Origin of the sequence: Reyranella sp. (assembly GCF_965227665.1) — a bacterium.
Taxonomy (GTDB): domain Bacteria; phylum Pseudomonadota; class Alphaproteobacteria; order Reyranellales; family Reyranellaceae; genus Reyranella.
In genome coordinates this window covers 1,014,462-1,030,510 of record NZ_OZ245767.1, presented here as the reverse complement: position 1 = coordinate 1,030,510, position 16,049 = coordinate 1,014,462, and the positions used below count along the sequence as shown (strand labels likewise).

At 65.7% G+C, this 16,049-nt stretch carries 17 protein-coding genes and 1 tRNA gene; 13 read left to right on the top strand and 5 right to left on the bottom strand.

What is annotated here, in order from left to right:
• The first annotated feature begins 99 nt into the window (after positions 1–99).
• Positions 100–795 carry a ligase-associated DNA damage response endonuclease PdeM gene (gene pdeM, locus ACO07I_RS04985; RefSeq protein WP_422014926.1) on the top strand — a complete coding sequence of 232 codons (696 nt, stop codon included), beginning with the start codon at positions 100–102 and terminating at the stop codon, positions 793–795.
• 6 nt (positions 796–801) lie between these two features.
• Here pdeM and ACO07I_RS04980 read toward each other — a convergent pair whose 3' ends face one another.
• Positions 802–1,602: a 2-keto-4-pentenoate hydratase gene (locus ACO07I_RS04980; protein ID WP_422014924.1), complete on the bottom strand. Its 801-nt coding sequence runs from the start codon at positions 1,600–1,602 to the stop codon at positions 802–804.
• Positions 1,603–1,649: 47 nt separating this feature from the next.
• On the opposite strand from ACO07I_RS04980, the gene mobA reads away from it, so the two are divergent.
• Positions 1,650–2,330, top strand: a complete 681-nt coding sequence (mobA, locus tag ACO07I_RS04975) for a molybdenum cofactor guanylyltransferase MobA (RefSeq protein ID WP_422014922.1) — start codon at positions 1,650–1,652, stop codon at positions 2,328–2,330.
• Here the strand turns inward: mobA and ACO07I_RS04970 are convergent.
• Positions 2,293–2,487, bottom strand: a complete 195-nt coding sequence (locus ACO07I_RS04970; RefSeq protein ID WP_422014920.1) for a DUF3553 domain-containing protein — start codon at positions 2,485–2,487, stop codon at positions 2,293–2,295. The genes mobA and ACO07I_RS04970 overlap by 38 nt on opposite strands.
• A 102-nt stretch (positions 2,488–2,589) precedes the next feature.
• Here ACO07I_RS04970 and ACO07I_RS04965 point away from each other — a divergent pair, with 102 nt between their 5' ends.
• The 4 genes from ACO07I_RS04965 (at position 2,590) to dksA (ending at position 5,049) form a co-directional block, all read left to right on the top strand.
• The gene (locus ACO07I_RS04965) at positions 2,590–2,838 is read left to right on the top strand and encodes a DUF2282 domain-containing protein (protein ID WP_298317859.1); all 249 of its coding nucleotides are present in this window, start codon (positions 2,590–2,592) and stop codon (positions 2,836–2,838) included.
• A gap of 2 nt (positions 2,839–2,840) precedes the next feature.
• Entirely contained in the window at positions 2,841–3,674 is an 834-nt protein-coding gene (locus ACO07I_RS04960; RefSeq protein WP_422014918.1) for a DUF692 domain-containing protein, read from the top strand.
• A complete protein-coding gene (locus ACO07I_RS04955) occupies positions 3,658–4,431 on the top strand; it encodes a putative DNA-binding domain-containing protein (RefSeq protein ID WP_422014916.1) in 774 nt (257 codons plus the stop codon). Before ACO07I_RS04960 ends, ACO07I_RS04955 begins: the two co-directional genes overlap by 17 nt.
• 192 nt (positions 4,432–4,623) lie before the next feature.
• The gene (dksA, locus tag ACO07I_RS04950) at positions 4,624–5,049 is read left to right on the top strand and encodes an RNA polymerase-binding protein DksA (RefSeq protein ID WP_295137970.1); all 426 of its coding nucleotides are present in this window, start codon (positions 4,624–4,626) and stop codon (positions 5,047–5,049) included.
• Between the two features lie 61 nt (positions 5,050–5,110).
• Here dksA and ACO07I_RS04945 read toward each other — a convergent pair whose 3' ends face one another.
• The 3 genes from ACO07I_RS04945 to ACO07I_RS04935 all read right to left on the bottom strand — a co-directional run bounded on the left by ACO07I_RS04945 (position 5,111) and on the right by ACO07I_RS04935 (position 9,339).
• Positions 5,111–6,571 (bottom strand): N-acyl-D-amino-acid deacylase family protein, encoded by a 1,461-nt coding sequence (locus ACO07I_RS04945; protein ID WP_422014913.1) that lies wholly within the window; start codon positions 6,569–6,571, stop codon positions 5,111–5,113.
• Between the two features lie 8 nt (positions 6,572–6,579).
• Positions 6,580–8,079 carry a M81 family metallopeptidase gene (locus ACO07I_RS04940; RefSeq protein ID WP_422014911.1) on the bottom strand — a complete coding sequence of 500 codons (1,500 nt, stop codon included), beginning with the start codon at positions 8,077–8,079 and terminating at the stop codon, positions 6,580–6,582.
• Positions 8,080–8,436: 357 nt separating this feature from the next.
• The gene (locus ACO07I_RS04935; RefSeq protein ID WP_422014909.1) at positions 8,437–9,339 is read right to left on the bottom strand and encodes an N-formylglutamate amidohydrolase; all 903 of its coding nucleotides are present in this window, start codon (positions 9,337–9,339) and stop codon (positions 8,437–8,439) included.
• A gap of 127 nt (positions 9,340–9,466) precedes the next feature.
• Between ACO07I_RS04935 and ACO07I_RS04930 the strand changes: the two genes are divergently transcribed.
• The 7 genes from ACO07I_RS04930 to ACO07I_RS04900 all read left to right on the top strand — a co-directional run bounded on the left by ACO07I_RS04930 (position 9,467) and on the right by ACO07I_RS04900 (position 16,017).
• Positions 9,467–9,541, top strand: a tRNA-Val gene (locus ACO07I_RS04930).
• Positions 9,542–9,613: 72 nt separating this feature from the next.
• Complete coding sequence (locus tag ACO07I_RS04925; RefSeq protein ID WP_422014907.1) at positions 9,614–11,662, top strand: NAD(+) synthase; 2,049 nt, start codon at positions 9,614–9,616, stop codon at positions 11,660–11,662.
• A 91-nt stretch (positions 11,663–11,753) separates the two neighbouring features.
• Entirely contained in the window at positions 11,754–12,161 is a 408-nt protein-coding gene (locus tag ACO07I_RS04920) for a rhodanese-like domain-containing protein (protein WP_422014905.1), read from the top strand.
• Positions 12,162–12,170: 9 nt separating this feature from the next.
• Positions 12,171–13,784 carry a class I adenylate-forming enzyme family protein gene (locus ACO07I_RS04915; RefSeq protein ID WP_422014903.1) on the top strand — a complete coding sequence of 538 codons (1,614 nt, stop codon included), beginning with the start codon at positions 12,171–12,173 and terminating at the stop codon, positions 13,782–13,784.
• Between the two features lie 22 nt (positions 13,785–13,806).
• On the top strand, positions 13,807–14,277 hold the full coding sequence (locus ACO07I_RS04910; RefSeq protein WP_422014901.1) for a DUF3237 domain-containing protein: 471 nt from the start codon (positions 13,807–13,809) through the stop codon (positions 14,275–14,277).
• A 19-nt stretch (positions 14,278–14,296) separates the two neighbouring features.
• Positions 14,297–15,385, top strand: a complete 1,089-nt coding sequence (locus tag ACO07I_RS04905; RefSeq protein ID WP_422014899.1) for an NAD(P)/FAD-dependent oxidoreductase — start codon at positions 14,297–14,299, stop codon at positions 15,383–15,385.
• Positions 15,385–16,017 carry a LysE family translocator gene (locus ACO07I_RS04900; protein ID WP_422014897.1) on the top strand — a complete coding sequence of 211 codons (633 nt, stop codon included), beginning with the start codon at positions 15,385–15,387 and terminating at the stop codon, positions 16,015–16,017. Before ACO07I_RS04905 ends, ACO07I_RS04900 begins: the two co-directional genes overlap by 1 nt.
• The last annotated feature ends 32 nt before the right edge of the window (positions 16,018–16,049 follow it).

Sequence of the window (16,049 nt, the reverse complement as noted above, 5' to 3'; positions counted from 1 at the left end):
GAGACATCGTGGCAGCATTCTGGCGAAGCCCTGAGCCGTCCCAGAATATGCATGGCGCGGCACACATGGGAGCGGCCGCTCGCCGGTGATGGTCGATCCATGAAAGGCCTGGAATTCATCTGCGCAGGCGAGCGCCTGGAGGCGCTGCCGATGGGCGCGCTCTACTGGCCGGCGGAGCGATGGCTGGCCGTGGCCGACCTGCATCTGGAGAAAGGGTCGTCCTACGCCGTCAATGCCCGCAAGCTGCTGCCGCGCTACGATACCAAGCAGACGCTGGGCATGCTCTCGGCGCTGATCGACGCCGTGCAGCCACGCACGGTCGTCTGCCTGGGCGATTCATTTCACGACCGTGCCGCCGTGGATCGCCTGCCTGACGCCGAGCGCGCCGAAATCGAGCGGCTGACGAGGAAGGCGCGCTTCGTCTGGATTGCCGGCAACCACGATCCGGCACCGCCACCGGCGGGCTGGGGCGAGATTGCCGAAGAGGTCAAGGCGGGTTCGCTGATCTTCCGGCACGAGGCGCTGTTCGGGCCGGCCGATGGCGAGATTTCGGGCCACTATCATCCGGTGGCGGCGCTCACGGTGCGGGGGCGGGGCTTGCGGCGGCGATGCTTCCTCACGGACGGGAGGCGTCTCATCCTCCCGGCGTTCGGCGCCTATGCCGGCGGTCTCAATGCGCTCGACCCGGCAATCGCGCAGCTCTTTCCCGACGACTACGAGGCGCTCGTGGTCGGGCGGGAGGCGGTGCGCCGCCTGTCGTGGCGGCAGCTCCGGCCCGACGCGACCTTCAGATGAGCGTCTTTATTTGGGCAATTCGTATTTCAGCGTGACTTCGCCCAGTCCTTCGATCCTGCCGGTGGCGGTGCTGCCCGGCGGCACGAACTGACAGGCGACCATACTTCCCGACGACACGATCATGCCCTTCCTGAGGCGCTTGCCGTGATCGCCGAGCTTGTTCGCCAGCCAAGCCAGCGCATTGTAGCAATGTCCGAGTACGTCGCCCGAGTGGCCCTCCCGCACGACCTTGCCGTCGAAGGAGACGGCGCCGTTCAGGTTGCCGAGATCGAGTTTCGCCCAATCCTTGTTGGGCTTGGCGAGCAGCGAGCCGCCGTTCCAGCCGGCATCCATGATCAGCGGATTGACGGCGAGGCGGCTGTAGTCGGCACCACGGTCCTCGATCAGTTCGAACCCGGCGCGCGCTTCGCCGACATATTGCGCGATCGAGTCCCTGTCGTAGGGCTTGGCCTTGGGCGCCGGCACGTCGGCGTTGACGATCAGGATGATCTCCAGTTCGGCCCCCAGGCGCGTCCAGCGATCGGCACGGACGGTCGCCTTATGTTCGAACACGCGCTTCTTGCGGATCGGTCCGTAGGCCGGGCCCTTCAGTCCGGTCTGCGCCAGGATCTGCGGCGAGGTCAGCGCGATCTTGTAGCCGACCAGCGGACCCTGCTTGACGACCTGCTTCTTCAGAAAGGCATCCTGGACCTTGTAGGCGAGGCGCTCGTCGTCGGTCGCGAACCGTTCCGGCCACCATCCGACCACGGCGCGCGCCTTGTCGACCTGATGCAGCCACGTTGCCGCCTTGGCGATGCTGAACGTCATTGGAGGCTCCCCCTTGCTTGATTTCTTCATCGTCGCATAGTGCCACCATGTCGACGAAAGCGTTGCAGAAATTCGGGCCCGTGCGCAGCGGTGCCGTCGTGGGCGTGGTGCTGGCAGGCGGCGAGGGGCGACGCATGGGACCGGGCGCCCTGAAGCCGCTACGCCTGCTGGCGGGCCGGCCCATGGTAGCGCACGTCGTGGACCGGTTGCGTCCGCAGGTCATGGATCTCGTCATCGTGGCCAACGACCCGGCGCCGGAATTTCGCGGGCTGGGAGTGCCGGTGATCGCCGACCCGCCCGATATCCAGGAGATGGCCCGACGGGAGGGACGACGCCTGGGGCCTCTGGCCGGCGTCCTGGCGGGGATGGAATGGGCGCGGGACCATCATCCCCATTGCGGCTGGATCCTTACGGCGCCCGCCGACGTGCCGTTCCTGCCGCTCGATCTCACCGTCCGGCTGTGCGGCCTGATGCACGTGCCGGAGCCGGACGTGCTGATGGTGCGTCATGGCAAACGCCGCGAACATACATTGGCCATCTGGTCGGTGAAGCTCGCGGCGGATCTGCGCCGCGCCATCCTCGAGGAGGGCATGCGGCGGGTCGAGACCTTCGCCCAGCGCTACGCCTTCGAGGAATTGGTCTGGCCGGGCAACGCCGCGCCGTTCCTGAACGTCAACACGCCCGCCGAACTCAGCGAGGCGATGCGTCGTCTGGAGCGAGTTCGATGACGTTGCCATCGATCACGACCTTGCCGGCATTCTCGAAATTGACGGTGATGCGATGACCGATCATCGACTGGATCTGGCCCAGGCCCCAGTCCGGTCGAGCGGGATGACGGACGAAGTCGCCGGGGCTCAGCAGCCCATTGCCGGGCTTGTCGAACAAGTTATCGTTACTCCGCCTCTGTGGGTACGTTGGCGGCTGCCTGACGCCCTGCCGCCTCAATCTGCAGTATAGACTGGGCGTCATCATGTCATGGAGGACACAATGAACAGCACTCGCGTCGCCATCGCCTCGGCTCTCGCCGCCGCTCTCGTGCTGCCGGCTGCCACCAGCCAGGCGCAGGGCAACATGGAGAAGTGCTACGGCATTGCGAAGGCCGGCAAGAACGACTGCCAGACGGCGAAGTCGTCGTGTGCCGGGACGTCCAAGAAGGATGCGCAGGCCGATGCCTGGGTGTCCGTGCCCAAGGGCGCCTGCGAGAAGATCGTCGGCGGCAAGCTCACAGCGAGCTGAGCATGAAGCCGGTCGCGGGCATCGGGCTGCGGTCGCCGCATCTCGCGGAAATCGTGCGCGACCGGCCGGCGACCGGCTTCCTCGAAATCCATGCCGAGAACTACCTCGCGCATTCGCCGGCGCTTGGGACCCTCGAGCGCCTGCGCGAGGACTATGAAGTCTCGGTCCACGCGGTGGGCCTCTCGCTCGGTTCGGTCGACGGGCTCGACGAGGTGCATCTCGATCGTGTCGCGACGCTGATCCGTCAGCTTGAGCCTGCGCTCGTATCGGACCATCTCGCCTGGAGCGTTGCGGGCGGCCGCTATTTCAACGACCTGCTGCCCTTGCCCTATACCGAAGAAGCGCTCGGTGTCGTCGAGCACAATGTCCACCGGCTGCAGGAGCGGCTCGGGCGGCAGGTTCTGGTCGAGAACCCGTCCTGCTATCTCGCGTTCGCGCATTCGACATTGTCCGAACCGGCGTTCCTGGCCGAGCTCGTCCGGCGAACCGGCTGCGGGCTGTTGCTCGACGCCAACAACATCGTCGTCACGGCCCACAATCTGCGGCTCGATCCCGGCACGTGGCTCGACGGGCTGCCGGTCACCGCCGTCGGCCAGTATCATCTCGCCGGCCATGCCGTGAACGATGCCGACGGTGAGACGGTCCTGATCGACGATCATGGCAGCCGGGTGGGCGAGGGCGTGTGGGCCCTGTTCGATGAGATCGTGCAGCGCTACGGGCCGCGCCCGACGCTCGTCGAATGGGACACCGATCTTCCGGCTCTCGACGTACTGCTCGGCGAAGCGCGGCGGGCGGATCAAGCGCTCGGCATCAAGGCCAATGCTCGCGCTGCGTGACCTGCAGGCAGCTTTCGCCGCGCACCTCGAGGGTGAGGAGCGGCCTGCGCTAGCCGATCTGGTCGTGGGCGATGCGATTGCCGCATCGGCGCGCCTGCGCATCCATCGCCATCATGTCCGCCAGAGTCTGGCGGGCGCGCTCGCGGCCACCTTCCCGACGGTCCAGGCAATCGTGGGCGAGGCCTTCTTCGGGACCATGGCAGCGGGATTCGTCCGGGAGGAACTGCCCGGGCAACCGGTCCTGGCGGAGTATGGCGCCGGCTTCCCAGCCCATGTTTCCGCCTATGGTCCGGCGGCGACGATGCCCTACCTCGCCGACGTGGCGCGGCTCGACTGGGCGTTGAACTTCTCTTACCACTCACCCTTGGCGCCGCGGCTGGTGGCTTCCGACCTTGCCGGCCTGGCGGGCGAACGGCTGTTCGAACTGAAGCTGGCCTTGGCAGCGGGCGCGATACTGGTCCGCTCGCCGTGGCCGATCGATCGAATCTGGCACGCGGCCCAGCCCGGCGCGGCGGCGGGAACCGTTTCCCTGGAGGAGGGGCCGGCATCGGTGCTGGTCCTGCGTCGGCCGGACGATTCCGCGTTCGCGAGCCTCGACCCGGCGGAGGCGGCCTTCGTTGCGGCGCTGACCGAGGGCGGCAGCCTGGGAGCGGCGGCCGAGGCAGCGTTCGTCGTCGAACCTGCCTTCGATCCGTCCACTACGTTCGCCAAGTTGCTGTCTTTGCAGGCATTTGCTGCGTTGCGGCATGGTGTTTGACCCGGAGCCTCTTAAAGCCTCCAAATGCGCAGATTATTACAACCGTCGTAATTGTTGCACTGCACGGCTGAATCGGGACGTGGCCCCGAAACGTTCTTGCTCCGCGAAAGCCCATCCCTATACTCCGCGCGCTTCGAAAAGGGTCGGCCCTTCCCGGGCAGACCGTCGTGGCTTCGAGTGGAGTTGCCGACGATGTCGATTACGTTGCCGCAGAATTATCGGCCGTCAGAACGTGAAGCTTTCATGAATCCGATGCAGCAGGAATACTTCCGGCAGAAGCTGCTGAAGTGGAAAGACGAGCTGATCGAGGAATCCAATCAGACGCTCCAGAACATGCAGGAAGAGAGCCTCGCGCAGCCCGATCTCGCCGATCGCGCGACCGCCGAGACTGACCGCTCGCTGGAGTTGCGGACGCGGGATCGTTTCCGCAAGCTGATCTCCAAGATCGACCAGGCCATCAAGTCGATCGAGGAAGGGACCTACGGCTATTGCGAAGAGACCGGCGAGCCGATCTCGTTGAAGCGTCTCGAGGCGCGACCGATCGCGACCCTGTCGGTCGAGGCGCAGGAGCGCCACGAGCGAATGGAGCGTACCCGCCGCGACGAAGGCAACGACTGAGGAAATAAAAAGGCCCGCATGAAGCGGGCCTTTTCTTTCTCGGGTGTCGCCGACGCGGCGATCAGGCCCTGGCTTCGTCCTGCATGGCCTGGCGGTTGAGCGCGCGGCCGGCCTGGCCGCCGCCGGGCTTGCCCTCGCGCCAGGCGAAGGCACCGTTGCAGATGACCGTGTCGATGCCCCGGGCCGGCGAGATCGGCTTCTCGAAGGTGGCCGTGTCGATCACCGTCGCCGGATCGAAGATGCAGAGATCGGCATAGAATCCGGGCTTCACCTCGCCGCGATGGGCGAGGTGGAAGCGCTGCGCCGAATAGGACGTCATGCGGCGCACCGCGTCCTCGAGCGGGAACAGCCCGAGGTCGCGCGAATAGTGGCCGAGCACGCGCGGGAAGGTGCCCCACAGGCGCGGATGGGGATGGGCGTCGAACGGGATGCCGTCCGAGCCGATCATGGCGCCAGGATGGGACATCGCGGCCTGCACGTCCTTCTCGTCCATCATGAAGTAGATGGCGCCGGCCGGCTGGATGCGGTCGGCCGCCTCCTTCATCGAGCAGCCCATCTCCTCGGCGATCTCCCGGAGATCGCGCCCGCTCATGCCCGCCACCTTGTCGGACCAGGTGATCAGCACCTTGTCGGCCCGCTCCAGCATGTCCGAGCGCAGGATCGTCGAGCCGGCGACATAGGGGTAGACGTCGAAGGAGATCTGCTGCTTCTTCATCGCTTCGTTGAAGTGCGGCAGCGTCTCCTTCATGCGGCCGAAGTTGGAGCGGCCAGAGCACTTGTGGTGCGAGACGATGATCTCGGCGCCGACCCGGCGACCGATCTCGAACGTTTCGTCCATCGCCTTCAGGATGTGATCGCCCTCGTCGCGCATGTGGGCGGTATAGACGCCGCCCCAGCGGCCGAGCGGGGCGGCCACTTCCGCGACCTCGTCCGTCGAGGCGTGGCTCGACACGGCATAGAACAGGCCGCTCGACATGCCGATCGCGCCCTGCTCGAGACTCTGGTCGAGCAGTTCCCGCATCTGCTTGATCTCGCCCGCCGTCGCGACGCGGTTGAGGTCGTCGCCCATCGAGTTGATGCGCAGGGTGCCGTGGCCGATCAGGAAGGCGCCATTGATGGCGGGCTTCGCCGCATCGACCTTGCCCGCAAAGGACGCGAAGTCCTTCGACAGGTTTTCCTTCTTCTTGATGATCAGCGACATCCAGTGGCCGACATCGGGCCGCACGTAGGGCGCGGCTGAGACGCCGCAATTGCCGCACACCACGGTGGTGACGCCCTGGCTCGCCTTCATCGCCATGCTCGGATTGTCGATCAGTGCGGTGTCGTCGTGCGTATGGACGTCGATGAAGCCCGGCGCCACGACCTTGCCCGTGGCGTCGATCTCGTTGTCGCCGCGCAGCGTGCCTGGTGCCTCGACGGCGACGATGCGGTCGCCCTTTACCGCCACGTCGGCGGCGAACAACTTCCTGCCTGTTCCGTCGGCCACCTGGCCGTTGCGGATGACGATGTCGTAAGTGGCCATGGGGGCTCCTAGGCTTCGTTGCGGCCGAGCCGCATGTCGAGGTCGAACGGGTAGAGCGGGCGCTTCACGCGCTCGTATTTGAAGAGCTTGAGGTCGGAGGCGGTGCAGCCGTCGCCGTCGCACATCACGATGTGCTTGGCGATCGGCTCGAAGCCGGCTCGGAAATGCTGGCGCGACTTGATCAGCACGTACTTCTTGCGCCGCGGATCGATGCCGCAATGGGTGAAGACGCCGAGATCGTAGGGCTCGGCGCGTTTCTCCGAGACGACGATCTGCATCTTGCCGGTATCGAGTACGGCGGTGCGGCCCATGCGCACCGTGGTGCCCGTGGCCATCGGACCGGTCACGGTGAACTGCCCGTCGGTGATGGCCTTGACCTTGCCGGTGACCTTGAGCGGCTTGCCCTTGAGGCCCATGGCCGGCATGTCGATCTTGCCGCCCAGCTCGAGGGTGACTTCGGCGCCGACGCCGGCCTTGATCATCTGCTCGACGCACGCCGGATCGCAGATCGGGCCGGCGCACGCATCCTCGAGTTCCTGCTTCATGGCCTCTTCGATGACGCTCATCACGTCCTGGGTGCCGCCCGAGGCGGTGTTGTCGCCATGGTCGGCCATGACGACAGGGTAGTCGGTGTAGCCCTTGGCGCGCCCGACCTGGACCGACAGCGGCTCGGGATGGAACAGGAAGCCTTCGCGCTTTTCCCAGGCCGTATCGAGGATGCGGTTGAGCAGGATCTCGCCTTCGGCCGTCCGCTTGTCGCAGACGATGACGGAGGAGAGGGCGAGGTGGGGGATGTCGGCCTGCGGGAAGCCGCCGAACACCGACGCATTCAGGACCTCGCCGGTATCCTCGGCCTGGTTGGCCATGCCCATCAGGGTCTTCATCGGCTCGCGCGAGGGGGTATGGACCAGCGAGCTGCTCATGATCGGGCGGTTGCCCCAGACCATCTTCGGCTCGACTTCGCCCGCCAGGGTACGCATCAGCGTGCGGCCGGCGCGACGGGCCGTGTCGGCCATGTCGATATGGGGGTAGGTGCGGTAGCCGGTCATGATCGTGGCGCCGTTCACCATGGCGTCGGTCATCTGGGTGTGGAAATCGAGCGCCACGGCGATCGGCACGTCCGGCGCGATCTTCCGGATGCGGTTCAGGAGCTCGCCTTCGCCGTCGTCGTAGTGCTCAGCCACCATGGCGCCGTGCAGAGCCAGCAGGACGGCGTCGCAGCCCTTCTTGATCTCGTCCACGATCGCCGTGGTCATCTGCTCGTATGCCGCTTTGGTGACCAGGCCCGACGGATGGGCAGAGGCGGCCATAGGGACGGTGAACTCGGCGCCGGCCTTGCGCGCCACCTCGATGAAGCCGCCCAGGGAGGTGTTGGTGCCCTCGGCCTCCTTGATGGCGACGGGGCCGCTCAGCGAGCCGGCCCGGGCAAAAGATTCGATCGGGGTGGGCAGGGGCGAGAACGTATTGGTCTCGTGCATCATCATCGCGACTACGAACTTCTTGGGCAACAACCCCTCCATCCTTGGCTTAAGTATTTGAACACCTTACATAAATCACATACCCCGCGCGTTTGCTGAAGCAATGCGCACAGTGCAAAGCTGCATCGCACTATTCTTGTGCGTTGCAAAAACGCCACACCCCCGATCAGACATCAACGAACGCTAAATATGTGAATTCAGGGCTCTTTTTCGCTCTTGCATTCTCTTCGCAGGTGCACCATTCTTAGCGGGCAGCAAACGCTACCTCGGTAGCCGCATTGTTTGCTGTATGCCCGTCTTGGGCGTTTCCTCCCTAAACTCGGGCCGCGCTTGTCGCGGCCCTTTTTTTGCCCGGTCGTCTGGTCGCCCGGTCGTCTGGTTGGATAATTATTCGGCGGCCAGGGGCCGCGGCGGCAGCAGGGTTTCCCTTGCCTGCTCGGCCATCGTCTCCAACAGCCCGGTCATGATCCGTGCGACGACTCCCACGACCGGAAGCCGCTCGTGCCGCGCTTCGTCCATGTAGAGCGACCGGTTGATCTCGATCTGCAGCGTATGGCGGGCGAGAGCCGGTCGTCCGTAGCGCTGGGTGGTGAAGCCGCCGGCATAGGGCTGGTTCCGCAAAACGCGCAGGCCGCGTGCGCGGAACCACCGCTCGGCAGCGGCCGTGAACTCGGGCGCGCAGGCTTCGCCGTGATTGTCCCCCAGCACGATATCGACCTGCTGGTTCCGGTCGCGCGTTCCGAGGGTGGAGGCGGAGGAGGGCATGGAATGCGCATCGATCAGAAGGGCGCCACCGAAGCTGCTGTAGGTCTGCTCGACAAGCAGCGAGAGGGTGCGGTGATAGGGCCGCCAGCAGCTCTCCAGCCTGTGCTCGATCGTTTCGGCCGGAACACGGCCACGATAGATGGCCTCGCCGTTGGCGGCGACCCGCGGGATCATGCCGAGGCCGGCCGCCACGCGCGTCGTGCGATGGTTCAGCGGCCGCGGCAGGGGCCCTTCGAACATTGCGGGATCGAGCTCGTAGGGCTCCCGGTTGGCGTCGACATAGGAGCGGGGGAACCGGGCCGCGATGAAGGGCATGCCGAGCGAGGGCGCGGCCGCGAACAGCTCGTCGACGAAGGCGTCCTCCGCCCGGCGGAGCGCCGAAAGCGGAACGGCCGCCTGTTCCAGGAACGAGGCGGGATAGACCGAGCCGCTGTGCGGCGAGGCGACGACCACCGGAACGGTCTGGTGCGCCGGCAGCCGGCAATCCAGGGACTCGTGTTCGGTCAGGACCGGGGCGAAATCCATTCTGTGGTCATAGCCCGTGAATCCGGTCGCGTCACGCTTCGCGCTCTTGCCAATCCGTTTCCGGCAATGTAGACGACCGGCCTCCGCGCTACCGGTTGGTCCCCGACCCCCGGCGGCAGCAGGTGATGGGCGCGTAGCTCAGCGGTAGAGCACTGTCTTGACATGGCAGTGGCCACAGGTTCGATCCCTGTCGCGCCCACCATCGCCTTCTCTTTCCAGCCCCCTTGATCGGAACCGGTGTCCAAGGCACCACTAGGGAATGGCTGGAGTTCCGATGTCCGATTTCTTCTCGCTTTATTCCCATGAATTCGTGCGCGTGGCCTGCTGCGTGCCGCGCACCCGCGTGGCCGATGCGGCCTACAATCTTGGCGAGACGCTGAAGCTCGCCGCGCAGGGCGATGCGGCGCGTGCCGCCGTGATGGTGTTTCCTGAACTGGGACTCTCCTCCTATGCCATCGAGGACCTGCTGCTGCAGGACGCGCTGCTCGACGAGGTCGAGCGGTCGATCGCCAGCGTGATCGAGGCATCGCGCGATCTCTTCCCCGTCCTGATCGTCGGGGCGCCGCTGCGCGTGACGAACCGGCTCTACAACACGGCGGTCGTGATCCATCGCGGCAAGGTGCTGGGCGTAGTGCCCAAGACCTTCCTGCCGAACTACCGCGAGTTCTACGAGAAGCGCCATTTCATCTCGGGCGCCAACGTCATCTGCCAGGAGTTCGACCTCGCCGGGCAGACCGTGCCCTTTGGCACCGACCTGCTGTTCAAGGCGACCGGCATCGATCTCACCTTCCATGTGGAGATCTGCGAGGACGTGTGGGTGCCGATCCCGCCCTCGAGCCACGCGGCGCTGGCGGGAGCGGAACTCCTGGTCAACCTGTCGGCCAGCAACATCACGATCGGCAAGGCGGAGGCGCGGCGGCTTCTGTGCGGCAGCCAATCGATGCGGGCGGTCGCGGCCTATGCCTACTCGGCGTCGGGCCCGGGCGAATCCACGACCGATCTCGCCTGGGACGGCCATGCCGCGATTTACGAGGTGGGCGACCAGCTCGTCGAATCGTCGCGCTTCGAGACGGACTCGACGATCATCCAGGCCGACGTCGACGTGGGCCGCATCCGCCAGGAGCGGCTGCGCTACAACGGTTTCGCCGACTGCGCGCTGCAGGAGAAGGGAAGGGTCGAGCGCTTCCGGCAGGTCCTGTTCGCCTTCGATCCGCCGAAGGAGCCGGTCGCGCTCGATCGCGCCATCGAGCGATTCCCCTACGTGCCGTCCGATTCCGCCAAGCTGCGCGACAATTGCTACGAGGCCTACAACATCCAGGTGCAGGGGCTGGCGCAGCGCCTGCGGTCGAGCCGCACGGAAAATGCCGTGATCGGCGTCTCGGGCGGCCTCGATTCGACGCACGCGCTCATCGTGGCCTGCCGGGCGATGGACCAGCTGGGCTTGAGCCGCAAGAACGTCCTCGCCTATACGATGCCCGGCTTCGGGACCTCCGATAAGACGTACACCAATGCCTGGCGGCTGATGAAGGCGCTGGGCGTCTCCGCGGCGGAGATCGACATCAAGCCGGCTGCGACGCAGATGCTGGCCGATATCGGCCATCCGTTCGGCAGGGGCGAGAAGGTCTACGACGTGACCTTCGAGAACGTGCAGGCGGGTCTGCGCACCGACTATCTGTTCCGCTTGGCCAACCAGCAGCGCGCCATGGTGGTCGGCACCGGCGATCTGTCCGAACTGGGGCTGGGTTGGTGCACCTATGGTGTGGGCGATCACATGTCCCACTACAATCCCAACGGCTCGGTCTCGAAGACACTGATCCAGCATCTCATCCGCTTCGTCGCCGCCTCGGGCGACGTGAGCAAGGAGACGGCGGACATCCTGATCGACATCCTGAACACCGAGATCTCGCCCGAGCTGATCCCGGCGGGCGAGAAGGGCGTGGTGCAGGCCACCGAGAGCTTCGTCGGTCCCTATGCGCTGCAGGACTTCAATCTCTTCTACCTGACGCGGCTCGGCTACCGGCCGTCGAAGATCGCTTTCCTCGCCTGGAACGCCTGGCACGACATCGACAAGGGCGCCTGGCCGGCCAACCTGCCGGAAGGAACGCGGCGCGCCTATTCACTTGAGGAGATCCGCAGCTGGCTCGCGCTGTTCTTGCGCCGCTTCTTCACCAACCAGTTCAAGCGCTCGGCCGTGCCCAACGGACCGAAGATCTCGTCCGGCGGGTCGCTGTCGCCGCGCGGCGACTGGCGGGCGCCCTCCGACGGCAGCCCGGACGTCTGGCTCGAGGAGATGAAGGCCATCCCCGAGACCGGCAAAAAATAGCCGTCGCGATTTCACGCGGCGGGCTGGCCGTCGTTTGCGCGCTGCGGCCAAAATGCTACTGACGCTCGAAGCAAGCGCGTAGGAGGGTTCGATGCCGCTCGAGATCAAGAAGACGGTCCAGCAGATGGTCGACGAGGCCAACAGCCAGATCGAGACGCTGTCGCTGGCCGACGCGATGAAGATGCATGGCCAGCCGGACGTGACCTTCATCGACATCCGCGATCCGCGCGAACTGTGGCGCGACGGAACCATCCCCGGCGCCATCAATGTGACCCGCGGTATGTTGGAAATGTGGATCGATCCCCACAGCCCCTATGCCAAGGATTACTTCCAGACCGGCAACAAGTTCGTGTTCTTCTGCGCCGGCGCCTGGCGCTCGGCCCTGTCGACCAAGACCGCGCAGGACATGGGCTTGACGCCCGTCGCCCATTTCGAAGGCGGCTTCGGCGCCTGGAAGAAGGCCGGCGGTCCGGTGGAGACGGTCGAGCCCAAGAAGTAGGGTTCGGCTGTGAGCGCCGACCAGCCCGCCAGCCAGCCTACCGTTCCGCAGCCGGTCATCGACGACATTCCCGAGTTTACGTCGATCCCGGCGTATATCGCCCGGCATGCGCGAAGCCATCCGGACAAGCCGGCGGTGAAGTGCGACGGCGTGGTGCGGAGCTGGCGGGCATTCGACGCCCGCATCAACCGGATCGCACGGCGGCTGTCGGAAATGGGCCTGGGACGCGGCGACAAGATCGCCATCCTGGCCGCCAACTCGATCGAGTATCTCGAGACCTTCATGGGCGGCCTGCGGGCCGGCGTCTGCGTCGTGCCGCTCTCGACGATGGCGGCCACCGATGCACTCGAGAAGATGCTCGACGATTGCGACGCCAAGGTCCTGTTCCTGTCGGACCAGTACCGCGCTCTGGTCGAACCCTATGAGGGACGTCTGGGCAAGCTGGTGGCCGGCGGCCGCATCGCCTACGATTTCGCGCGGCCGGGCTGGCAGGATTTCGAGGCCTGGCTGGCGCCGGCCAGCGACGCGCCGTTCGAGACGGCGATCGGACCGCTCGACGATTTCAATATCATCTACAGTTCCGGCACGACCGGCCTGCCCAAGGGCATCCTTCACTCTCACGCGCTGCGCAGCCAGCTTCCCGTGCGCTTCCCGGCCTTCGACTACGGCCCGGACACGATCTCGCTGGTCTCGACGCCGCTCTATTCCAACACCACGCTCGTTGCGCTGCTGGCCACCGTCGGCGTCGGCGGCACGTCGATCCTGATGCGCAAGTCCGACGTGGTGAAGTTCCTCGAACTGGCCCAGGTCGAGCGGGTGACGCATGCCATGCTGGTGCCGGTGCAGTATCAGCGCATCCTGGCCCACCCGGAGTTCGACAAGTACGACCTCGGCTCCTTCAAAGCAAAGCTCTCGACCAGCGCGCCGCTGCGGGCCCAGGTGAAGGCCGACTGCCTCGCGCGCTGGCCCGGCCGGTTGATCGAGATCTACGGCCTGACCGAGGGCGGCGGCAGCTGCATGCTCGAAGCCAACCTCCATCCCGACAAGCTCCACACGGTCGGCAAGCCGGGCTTCGGTGTCGAGCTCAAGATCCTGGACGAGGAGGGCCGGGAACGGCCGCAGGGCGAGGTCGGCGAGATCGCCGGTCGCGCCGAGATGATGATGAAGGGCTACTACAAGCAGGACGACAAGACGCGAGAACTGTTCTGGTACGACGCCGACGGCCGGCTGTTCTTCAAGTCCGGCGACATGGGTAAGCTCGACGAGGACGGGTTCCTGGTCCTGCTCGATCGCAAGAAGGACATGATCATCTCGGGCGGCTTCAACGTCTATGCCGCGGACATCGAGGTGCTGCTGCTGAAGCATCCCGACGTGATCGACGTCGCCGTGATCGGGGTGCCGAGCGATCAATGGGGCGAATCGCCGATGGCCTTGTGCGTGCGCCGCGCCGGGGCAACGGTGAGCGAGGAGGCGGTGCGCGACTGGGCGAACGGCCAGCTCAGCAAGACGCAGCGCCTCGTCGCCGTCGAGTTCCGCGACTCGCTTCCACGCAGCACCATAGGCAAGATCATGAAGCGCGAACTCCGAGCCCCCTATTGGGAAGGCCGGACGGCCAAGATCTGACGGCCAAGATTCGAGGATCAGCATGAGCGAACCGACACTCCGTTCCACCCATCTCTTCACGCTGACGCTCCAGGTCGACCCGAACGTCGTCGACGTCGGCGAGACGCCCTATGGGCGCCGGCGCATCGCGACGGTGACCGGGGGCACGTTCGCGGGCGAGGAGCTGCGCGGCACCGTCCTGCCGGCACCGGCCGGCGACTGGCTGCTGCAGCGACGCGACGGCATCCTGCAGCTCGACGTGCGGCTCACCCTCAAGACCGACGACGGGCACCTCGTCTACATGAGTTATCGGGGCATGCGGCATGGCCCGGCCTGGGTGATCGAGCAGCTCAACAAGGGCGAGAAGGTCGATCCCAGCCAGTATTACTTCCGCGCCACGCCCTGGTTCGAGACGGCGTCGGAAAAGTATCGCTTCCTCAACCGCATCGTCTGCGTCTCGACCGGCCGCCGCGAGGCCGCCGGCCCGGTCTACGAGGTCTTCCAGATCCTCTGAGGCTCGGGGCCGCCTGGTAATGGCCGATCACCCACATGTTCTGATTGTCGGCGCGGGTATTATCGGAGCATCGACAGCGTGGCACTTGGCGTCTGCCGGCGCGCGCGTCACCGTTGTGGAGGCTGGTGCACCGGGTGGCGTCGCGACCCGCAATTCCTGGGCATGGATCAATGCGAGCTGGGGCAATGCGGAATCCTATTTCCGTCTCCGTGTCCGAGCCATGGAGGAGTGGCGCCGACTTGAACGCCGGCTGCCGGGCATTCGGGTGGCATGGGGCGGAGGCCTGATATGGGATCTGCCGGCAGAGCAGCTCGAAGCCTTTGCCGTCGAACATGCGGCCTGGGGCTATGATGTTCGCCGTGTTGGTCGCGATGAAGCACGACGAATAGAGCCGCAGCTCGTCGCGCCACCTGATTTCGCCTTGCACATGCCCGGTGAGGGGGCGGTCGAGCCGCTCGAGGCAGCGCTGACGTTTCTGAAGGCCGCGCGAGGCCTCGGTGCGACAATTGTTGCAAATCGTTCCGTGCACTCTCTCGATTTCCGCGCGGGCCGCATCCGAGGAGTGCGCACGGATGTCGGTGACCTAGATGCCGATGAGGTTGTTCTGGCGGCTGGAGCCGCAACGGCTGCGCTGGCAGGCGATGTTGGGTTGACGCTGCCGGTCGATGCCCCTCCGGCCCTGTTGGTCGCTACCAAGCCGAGCGTCAAGCTGCTCAACGGGCTCATCATGGCGCCGGGGATTCAGATAAGGCAGACGGCAGAGCACCGGCTTCTCGCTGCCACTGCCCTCGACGACGATGTCGCGCGCGGAGATGGGGCGCTGCCGGCTGCTAACGCATGCGAGAAGATGAAGGAGATGCTTCTTTCGGGCGCTTCCCTGGACCTGGATTGGTACGCAGTGGGACACCGTGCGATTCCAAGAGATGGTCTGCCGTTCGTGGGTCGCGCCGCGGGTATCCTTGGGCTCTACATTGCCGTCATGCACTCCGGCGTCACTCTGGCACCCGCCATTGGCCAATTCGTTGCCGAGGAGCTTCTGACAGGCCGGCGCAACGCTCTGCTTGAGCCGTGTGGGCTGGAGCGAATTCCAAACTCTGGTATCCGCTGATGGTCGACCTGTCGACGCTCGCTCTGTTCGGAACGGCGGCGCTCGCGCTCACGATGACGCCCGGGCCCGACATGCTGCTGATCGCCTCGCGCAGCGCGAGCCAGGGCAGGGTGGCGGGGTTCGCCACCCTGGCCGGCATTCAAGCCGGCACCTACTGCCACGCTCTGGCGGCGGCCTTCGGCTTGTCGCAGCTCTTCCTGATCGTGCCGCACGCCTACGATGCCGTGCGGTACGCGGGCGCCGCCTATCTGCTCTATCTCGCCTGGAAGACTATACGATCCGATGCCGTGACGGTCATCGCGCGAGCCGGCGAGGCGCGTCACGCGATCGGCACGATGTTCCGTCAGGGCCTGCTGACCAACCTTCTGAATCCGAAGATGGCGCTGTTCGTCCTCGCGCTGTTTCCGCAGTTCGTTCAGCCGGAAGCTGGCTCCGTCGCGCTGCAGATTCTCGTTCTGGCAACCGTGCTGAACGCGATCGGCCTGGTCGTCAACGGCGCGGTCATCATGGGCGCGAGCCGCCTCGGGCGCGTCTTCTCGGGCATCGGCCGCGTGCGCCGCCTGTCGCAATATTTCCTTGGTGCCGTCTTCGCCGGTCTGGCCGCGAGGCTGGCGTTCGACTCGCGCCATTGACCATCAACAGAGCGCGCAACTCCAGTTGGGGG